Origin of the sequence: Clostridium senegalense, assembly GCF_018916625.1 — a bacterium.
Classification (GTDB): domain Bacteria; phylum Bacillota; class Clostridia; order Clostridiales; family Clostridiaceae; genus Clostridium_J; species Clostridium_J senegalense.
Genome location: NZ_JAHLNC010000036.1, coordinates 1 through 509, shown reverse-complemented (window position 1 = coordinate 509; position 509 = coordinate 1). Strand labels below are relative to the sequence as shown.

The 509-nt window shown below is 50.5% G+C and carries 1 rRNA gene; it reads left to right on the top strand.

The features are described 5' to 3' along the window. Nucleotides 1–80: 80 nt before the first annotated feature. Nucleotides 81–509: ribosomal RNA gene (locus tag KQI36_RS17650) — 16S ribosomal RNA — on the top strand; the annotation flags it as partial.

Below are 509 nucleotides of genomic sequence, written 5' to 3'. Positions count from 1 at the left end.
GATTATTCAAAACGCGAAAGCGAAATTTTGAGCAGATTAGCTCTGAGAATGATTTTAATTCCGCAAGGATTAAGATACCATTTTTAGAGAGTTTGATCCTGGCTCAGGACGAACGCTGGCGGCGTGCTTAACACATGCAAGTCGAACGGAGTTAAGCGCTGAAATGATGCTAGCTTGCTAGTGGATTTTCTTGCTTAACTTAGTGGCGGACGGGTGAGTAACGCGTGAGTAACCTGCCTCTCAGTGGGGAATAACGCCCTGAAAAGAGCGCTAATACCGCATAATATATTTTTGCCGCATGACAGGAATATCAAAGATTTATCGCTGAGAGATGGACTCGCGTCCGATTAGCTAGTTGGCGGGGTAACGGCCCACCAAGGCGACGATCGGTAGCCGGACTGAGAGGTTGAACGGCCACATTGGGACTGAGACACGGCCCAGACTCCTACGGGAGGCAGCAGTGGGGGATATTGCGCAATGGGGGAAACCCTGACGCAGCAACGCCGCGT